At 64.6% G+C, this 7,366-nt stretch carries 6 protein-coding genes; 2 read left to right on the top strand and 4 right to left on the bottom strand.

Annotated elements, in window-relative coordinates; all coding sequences use genetic code 11:
• Both NOM55_RS17380 and NOM55_RS16205 read left to right on the top strand, forming a co-directional pair.
• A partial coding sequence (locus NOM55_RS17380) for a Calx-beta domain-containing protein (RefSeq protein WP_370687883.1) occupies positions 1–3,278 on the top strand: 3,278 nt, incomplete at its 5' end.
• Positions 3,279–3,470: 192 nt separating this feature from the next.
• Positions 3,471–4,661 carry an EAL domain-containing protein gene (locus NOM55_RS16205; RefSeq protein ID WP_255909673.1) on the top strand — a complete coding sequence of 397 codons (1,191 nt, stop codon included), beginning with the start codon at positions 3,471–3,473 and terminating at the stop codon, positions 4,659–4,661.
• A gap of 63 nt (positions 4,662–4,724) precedes the next feature.
• On the opposite strand, the gene NOM55_RS16200 is transcribed toward NOM55_RS16205, so the two are convergent.
• Genes NOM55_RS16200 through NOM55_RS16185 form a run of 4 tightly spaced genes read right to left on the bottom strand, consistent with a single transcriptional unit; the run spans position 4,725 to position 7,350 of the window.
• Positions 4,725–5,330, bottom strand: coding sequence for a BON domain-containing protein (locus NOM55_RS16200; RefSeq protein WP_255909671.1), 606 nt, complete (start codon positions 5,328–5,330; stop codon positions 4,725–4,727).
• Positions 5,327–5,917: a phosphoheptose isomerase gene (locus NOM55_RS16195; protein WP_255909668.1), complete on the bottom strand. Its 591-nt coding sequence runs from the start codon at positions 5,915–5,917 to the stop codon at positions 5,327–5,329. The genes NOM55_RS16200 and NOM55_RS16195 overlap by 4 nt, the downstream gene beginning before the upstream one ends.
• A gap of 24 nt (positions 5,918–5,941) precedes the next feature.
• A complete protein-coding gene (locus NOM55_RS16190) occupies positions 5,942–6,280 on the bottom strand; it encodes a YraN family protein (RefSeq protein ID WP_255909666.1) in 339 nt (112 codons plus the stop codon).
• Positions 6,277–7,350, bottom strand: a complete 1,074-nt coding sequence (locus NOM55_RS16185; RefSeq protein WP_120812463.1) for a penicillin-binding protein activator — start codon at positions 7,348–7,350, stop codon at positions 6,277–6,279. Before NOM55_RS16185 ends, NOM55_RS16190 begins: the two co-directional genes overlap by 4 nt.
• Positions 7,351–7,366: the final 16 nt, after the last annotated feature.

Genomic DNA, 7,366 nt, shown 5'->3' with positions numbered 1-7,366 from the left:
CGGCGCTGAGCCCGGCGGACTACGCTTCCGGCAGCTTCCAGTACAGCAGTGATGGCGGCAGTAGCTGGACGACCTACAGCGGTGCCATCACCTTGGCCGCAGGCGATACTGACCTGCTGATCCGCACCACCACGGTCGGCGACAGCGTCGACGAAGCAAACGAAACCTTCACGCTCGGTGCCACGCTGAGCAGCAACGGCAGCAGCTACGGCGACAGCGCCACCGCCACCATCGTCGACGACGACATCCCCTCCATCTTCTTCGGCGAGAGCGACACCGCCAGCGGCGACATCACCGTGCCGGAAGGCGAGCCGGCCACCTTCGAACTGCACGTCACCGGCGCCGCCGCCGGCAGCACGCTGGTGCTGACCCTGGCCGACGGCACGGCGCTCAGCCCGGCGGACTACGCTTCCGGCAGCTTCCAGTACAGCAGCGATGGCGGCAGTAGCTGGACGACCTACAGCGGTGCCATCACCTTGGCCGCAGGCGATACTGACCTGCTGATCCGCACCACCACGGTCGGCGACAGCGTCGACGAAGCGAACGAAACCTTCACCCTCGGCGCCACGCTGAGCAGTAACGGCAGCAGCTACGGCGACAGCGCCACCGCGACCATTGTCGATGACGACATCCCGACCATCTTCTTCGGCGAGAGCGACACCGCCAGCGGCGACATCACCGTGCCGGAAGGCGATCCGGCCACCTTCGAGCTGCACGTCACCGGCGCCGCCGCCGGCAGCACGCTGGTGCTGACCCTGGCCGACGGCACGGCGCTGAGCCCGGCGGACTACGCTTCCGGCAGCTTCCAGTACAGCAGCGATGGCGGCGGCAGCTGGACGACCTACAGTGGCGCCATTACGTTGGCCGCAGGCGATACCGACCTGCTGATCCGTACCACCACGGTCGGTGACAATGCGGAGGAGATGGATGAAACCTTCACGCTCGGTGCCACGCTGAGCAGCAATGGCAGCAGCTACAACGACAGCGCCACCGCCACCATCATCGACGATGACACCCCGACCATCTTCTTCGGCGAGAGCGACACCGCCAGCGGCGACATCACCGTGCCGGAAGGCGATCCGGCCACTTTCGCGCTGCACGTCACCAGTGCCGCCGCCGGCAGCACGCTGGTGCTGACCCTGGCCGACGGCACGGCGCTGAGTCCGGCGGACTACGCTTCCGGCAGCTTCCAGTACAGCAGCGACGGCGGCAGCAGCTGGACGACCTACAGCGGCGCCATCGCGCTGTCCGCAGGCGACAGCGACCTGCTGATCCGCACCACCACGGTGGAAGATAGTGTCGACGAGGCAAACGAAATCTTCACGCTCGGCGCCACGCTGAACAGCAGTGGCAACAGCTATGGCGACAGCGCCACCGCTACCATCGTCGACGACGACATCCCGAAAATATTCTTCGGCGCGAGCGACACGGCAACCGGCAACATCCTGGTGCCGGAAGGCGAGCTGGCCACCTTTGAGCTGCACGTCACCGGCGCCGCCGCCGGCAGCACGCTGGTGCTGACCATGGCCGACGGTACGGCGCTGAGCCCGGCGGATTACGCATCCGGCAACTTCCAGTACAGCACCAACAATGGCGTCAGCTGGACGATCTACAGCGGCAGCATTGCCTTGGCCGCCGGCGAGACCGACCTGCTGATCCGTACCACCACCGCGGAGGATAGTGTCGACGAGGCCGATGAAACCTTCACCCTCGGCGCCACGCTGAGCAGCAATGGCAGTAGCTACAATGACAGCGCCACCGCCACCATCGTCGACGACGACATCCCCGTCATCTTCTTCGGCGCGGCGGCGACAGAAAGCGGCAACATCACCGTGCCGGAAGGCCAGCTGGCCACCTTCGAGCTGCACATCACCGGCGCCGCTGCCGGCAGCACGCTGCAGCTGACCCTGGCCGACGGCTCGGCGCTGAGCCCGGCGGACTACGCTTCCGGCAACTTCCAGTACAGCAGCGACGGCGGCAGCAGCTGGACGACCTACAGCGGCGCCATCACCTTGGCCGCAGGCGACAGCAACCTGCTGATCCGCACCACCACGGTGGATGACAGCAGCGACGAAGCGAACGAAACCTTCACCCTCGGCGCCACGCTGAGCAGCAACGGCAGCACTTACCAGGACAGCGCCACCGCGACCATCGTGGATGACGACTACCCGCCGCCGGTGCTCTACGGTGATGACGGTGCCTGGCTAATGAACTACAGCTCCCAGCATCAGTCGTTCGATATTAAAGCCAAGGACGGTGACATCACCTTGTTTGCCGGCCGCACCATCCACTGGGACATCTGGGTCGACGATATCAGTGCTGTCGGGCTTACCCTGCTGGCATTGTCCTTGCCAACCGGCACCACCGGCTACTGGGAAAAGTTGTACACCGCCAATGGCGACACCCTGTTCCGCTTCTACCTGACCGCCGGTGATACCGATGTGGTGATGGACCAGAATGACCAGTTCAAGCTCCAGTTGCTTGGTGATGACCTCTCCAGCGGTACCAACGTACACATCATCAACTCGGACGAGTACGTGAGGCCGCATAACAACTATCAGGGTGACTATGCCACCGACTTTGACAGCGCCACGGCGGGCAATGGTGCCGACCGTGACTGGCTGAGCAGCGACACCGATGGTGGTGAGTTTGCGGTCAGCGGCCCGATCGCGGTAACCGGGCAGACGCTGGATGCGCAGGGCGGCAACGACATGATCTACGGCACGGTCGGTAACGATACCCTTACTGGCGGTGACGGCGACGATTTCATCGATGGTCGTGCCGGCAGCGATACCCTGTATGGCGGTGCCGGTAACGACGTGCTGATGGGCGGGCTGGGCAATGACACCCTGTACGGCGGTGATGGCAACGATGTGCTGTATGGCGGTTTCGGCAATGACACGTTGATTGGCGGCGCGGGCAGCGACACCTTCAAGTGGAGCCTGGGCGATCAGGGGCTGGGTGGTGGTGCGGCCACCGATATCGTCAGCGTGAATGACTTCAAAACCAGTGAAGGCGACTCCCTTGATCTGCGCGACCTGCTGCAAGGAGAAAACAGCAGTAATCTGCAGCAATACCTGCACTTCAGTGCGGACGGCAGCAACACGCTGGTCCAGATCAGTTACAGCGGGGAGTTCGACGGCAGCAACTATGGCACGGCCACCGATCAGCAGATTGTGCTGACCGGCGTGGCACTGGATTCCCTGGCCGGGGTAGGGGCGACCGATCAGCAGATCATCGACATGCTGAAAAACAATTCCAACCTGAAAACGGATTGAGGCAAGGGGAAAAGGGGAACAAAAGGTCGGCAACGGCTTGATAGCAGTCAGCATTCACTGGCTGCCATCAGGCCGTTGCCGGTCTTTTTTTGTTATCGAGGTTGGGCTTGCGGCCAACCTCACTTAAACTGGAACAGCAATTGCTAGTCTGCGTACAACTTTTGCCGGAGCGTTGCTGTGAATAACATACCGATGCGGGATTCCCTGGTCCTGAACTCCCACTTTCAGCCCATCTACAGCCTGGCGCACCGGCGTACGGTCGGCATGGAGGCGCTGCTGCGGGCGTCGGAGAACGAGGTCTCGCTGTCGCCGCTGGAGGTGTACCAGCGTTATATCCGCCGCGACGAGCGGGTGGCGATGGATCTGGCGGTGTGCGCCGCGCACTGCCAGCGTTTTGCCGATGCCGGCCATGCCCAGCGCTGGCTGTTCCTCAATGTCGATGCCATGACGCTGTCCGATCCGGACTACGCCAACCAGCTGGGCATCATCATCGCCGAGTCCGGCATCGCGCCGCAGTCGGTGGTGCTGGAGGTGCTGGAGCAGGCGATCGAGCTGGATGCGCGCCTGCTGGAGGGCGTGGCGCTGTTGCGGGAGCAGGGCTGCCTGCTGGCGATCGACGATTTCGGTGTCGGCCACTCTAATATCGACCGGGTGTGCAGCCTGGAGCCGGATTTCGTCAAGTTTGACCGCCACCTGCTGCGCAGCGCGGTGACGCAGCAGCGCACGCGCACCCTGTTGTCGCGCTTGGTGCGGCTGATGCACGAAATTGGTGCGCTGGTGGTGGTGGAAGGGGTGGAAAGCGACTCCGACGTGGTGGTGGCGCTGGATTCCGGTTGCGACCTGGTGCAGGGCTACTACGTGGCGCGCCCTGCGGCGGTGCCGGACAGCGACCAGCTGATCACGCCGCGGCTCGACGCCAAGTGGGACGAGCTGATGAACCGCGAACTGCTACGTCGCAAGCTCAATCGCCGCCAGATGGAACTGTCGCGGCAGGCTTTTGTGCAGACGGCGATCGCGCTGATGCAGGGCAGCGAATTCGAGGTGGCGGCAAAACCGATGTTGCAGTTGCCGGACGTGATCCGCTGCTTCCTGCTGGATCAGGAGGGTCGCCAGCAGGGGCGCAACCTCAATTCCGGGCGCAACAACATCGGCGACAGCCTGCGCTTTTCCCCGCTGGAGGACACCACCGGCGCGGTGTGGTCGCGGCGCGCCTACTTCCAGCACGCGATCGACCAGCCCGGCGTGCTGTACATGAGCGAGCCCTACCTGTCGATGACCGATACCCGCATCTGCGTCACGCTGTCGATGGCGATCGAGATCGACGAGGTGCAACACGTGCTGTGCAGCGACGTGCTGATGCCGGGGGTGGGGCGCAGCCTGTAGCCGTTGCCGGTACCCAGCAAAAAGGCGACTCGCGAGTCGCCTTTTTCATTGCCGTGGTGGTACTCAGTTGCCGGGCTGGATGCTGGCTGCCGGTGTCTCGGCCAGGGTTTCGAACAGCGTGACTACCTGCTGCACGCCGCTGGTACGGCTGGCGACATCGGCGGCGGCGGCGCCTTCGCTGGCGGTGACCAGACCGAGCAGGTAGACCACGCCGCGGTCAGTCACTACCTTGATCGCCTGCGGTGGGTAGCCCTTGCCTTCCAGCAGGCGGGTGCGCACCTTGGTGGTGATCCACAGATCGTTGTTCTTCTGTGCCAGCGTCGCCACCGGGGCCACCACCAGGTGGTTGTAGACGCGCTGCACGTTCGGCGTGCCGCGCACCATCATCTCGATTTCCTGGCGTTGCGCCTCGCTCAGCGCCTCGCCGCTGATCAGCACCGCACGGTTGTAGCTGGTGATGCTGATGCGGGCGCCGGCAAAGCGTTCGCTGCTCTGGCGCAACGACTTCAGCTCGATGGCCTGGTCCTCGACATAGGCACCGCTGGTACGACGGTCGGTGGCCACCAGCGCACCGGCGGCCACACCGCCGGCAACCAGCGGGAAGCAGGCACTGAGACTGGCGGCAGCGCTGCTGGCCAGCAGCAGTGCGAGCAAACGGTTTTTCATCATTCTCCTCCCAGCAGCATGCAATCGATGGCATCGCACAGTGCATGGATCAACAAGATATGGACTTCCTGAATGCGCGCGGTGCGCAGGCTCGGCACATTCAGGTGGATGTCTTCCGGTGACAGGATTTCCGCGATCTGGCCGCCGTCCTTGCCGGTGAGGGCAATCACGCCCATGCCGCGTTCGTGTGCGGCATAGATCGCTTCGATGACGTTGGCGGAGTTGCCGGAGGTGGAGATCGCCAGCAGCAGGTCGTTGTGGTGGCCCAGTGCCCGCACCTGCTTGGAAAAGATCATGTCGAAATCGTAGTCGTTGCCGATGGCGCTGAGGATCGAACTGTCGGTGGCCAGCGACATCGCCGCCAGCCCCGGGCGTTCCTTCTCGAAGCGGCCGATCATTTCCGCGGCAAAATGCTGCGCGTCGGCGGCGGAACCGCCGTTGCCGCAGGCGAGGATCTTGCCCTCGTTCATCAGGCAGCTGACCATGCGTTCGGCGGCCAGCGCCACGGCCGGCGACAGCTCGTCCATCACCTGCTGCTTGATGGCGATGCTTTCAAGGAAGTGTCCGCTGACACGTTCGATCAAATCCATGTTTTTCCTTTGTTTCGGTGGCGCTTAACCGAAAATGTTTTTCAGCCACCGGGCCTGTTCGCTGCCATCGAACAGCACGGCGTCGAAACGGCAGGGGGCATCAATGCGTTTGCTGCTGAGATAAAGGTTGGCCGCAGTGTGCAGCTTGTGCTGCTTGGCGCTGCCGATGCTGGCGGCGGCGCCGCCGAAGTGGGCCGATTGCCGGGCACGTACTTCGACGAACACCCAGTAGGCACCGTCGCGCATCACCAGATCCAGTTCGCCCTGCCGGCAGTGCCAGTTGCGTTCCACCAGCGTCAGCCCCTGCTGCTGCAGGAAACGGCAGGCCAGCGCTTCGTAGTGGTCGCCACTGGCCTTGCTCATTGCGACTCGCCGCGAATGGCGGTCGGCAGCTCGCGCTGGATTACCCAGTCCTTGCCCAGTTGCAGGTCGCCGGTGACGCCGCGCAGGCGGATGCTGGCCGGATTGCGGCTCTGCCCCAGCGCCTTGCCGAGGCGGAAAGCATCCACTCCCAGCGCATACAGGCGCTCGGTGGCCTTGGTCAGCGGCGTGGCCGGCCGGGCGATGCCGGCGGCGTCCGGGTGATTGGGCATCAGGAACCACGGCATGTCGACGAAGCGTACGCCGTCCAGTGCCGGCGCCGCTTGCCGGGTATTGATCAGCGAGGTGGCGTAGGCGGCCAGCTCGGCCGGCAGCAGCGCGCGGCTGGCCTCGGCCTCCTTGTCGTCCAGTGCCAGGAACACGCTGTCGGCACCGGCCAGCAGCGTGCTCAGCTGCGCGCCGTCCGGCTGCGTCATGTTCAGTTCCAGCGGCGCGCTCGGATGGCGCTGCGTCCAGCTTTCGCTGAAGGCGGCGCGCAGGCGCGTCGACAGCGCATCGTTATTGAACAGCACCAGCGGCGCCTTGCGGCCGTCGTCGCGCATCATGCGCGCGATCTGGCGCGCCTCGCTCTCGACCGCCAGCGACAGGCTCCACACCTTGCCGCCGGCCGGTGCCTTGCTCAGCGTATTCAGTACCAGCGTCGGCACGCTGGCTTGCGCCGCCACGTTGGCCGCACCCTCGCGGGTCAGCGGTCCGACGATCACGTTGGCGCCGGCCGCCAGCAGTTGCTGGTAGCCCTTCACCGCGTCGTTCTCGCTGGCCAGCGCGACGAAGCTGAGCTGGACGTTGCTGTCCTGCTGCGCGGCGGCATCGAAACCGGCCTTCACCACCTGGGCAGCGTCACCCAGCTGCGGTGCCTCCACCGGCAGCAGCAGCCCCAGATGCAGGCGCGGTTTGTTGTCGCTGAGCTTGGCGGCAGGCGTGGCGGGTGCCGCGACGGCAGGGCTGGCCAGCGGCGCGGAGGCAGCGCTGGCGCCGATGTTCCGGAGCGTTTGCTGATTTTGCTGAAGGATATAGCCCGGCGACTGTGCAGCGGCTACACTTGCCGCCATTAAAACGGCTGTGCCG

It is taken from the genome of Vogesella sp. AC12, assembly GCF_024437575.1.
GTDB lineage: Bacteria > Pseudomonadota > Gammaproteobacteria > Burkholderiales > Chromobacteriaceae > Vogesella > Vogesella indigofera.
Note: the sequence above shows the minus strand (reverse complement) of the source record. Positions and strands in the feature narration are given on the sequence as shown.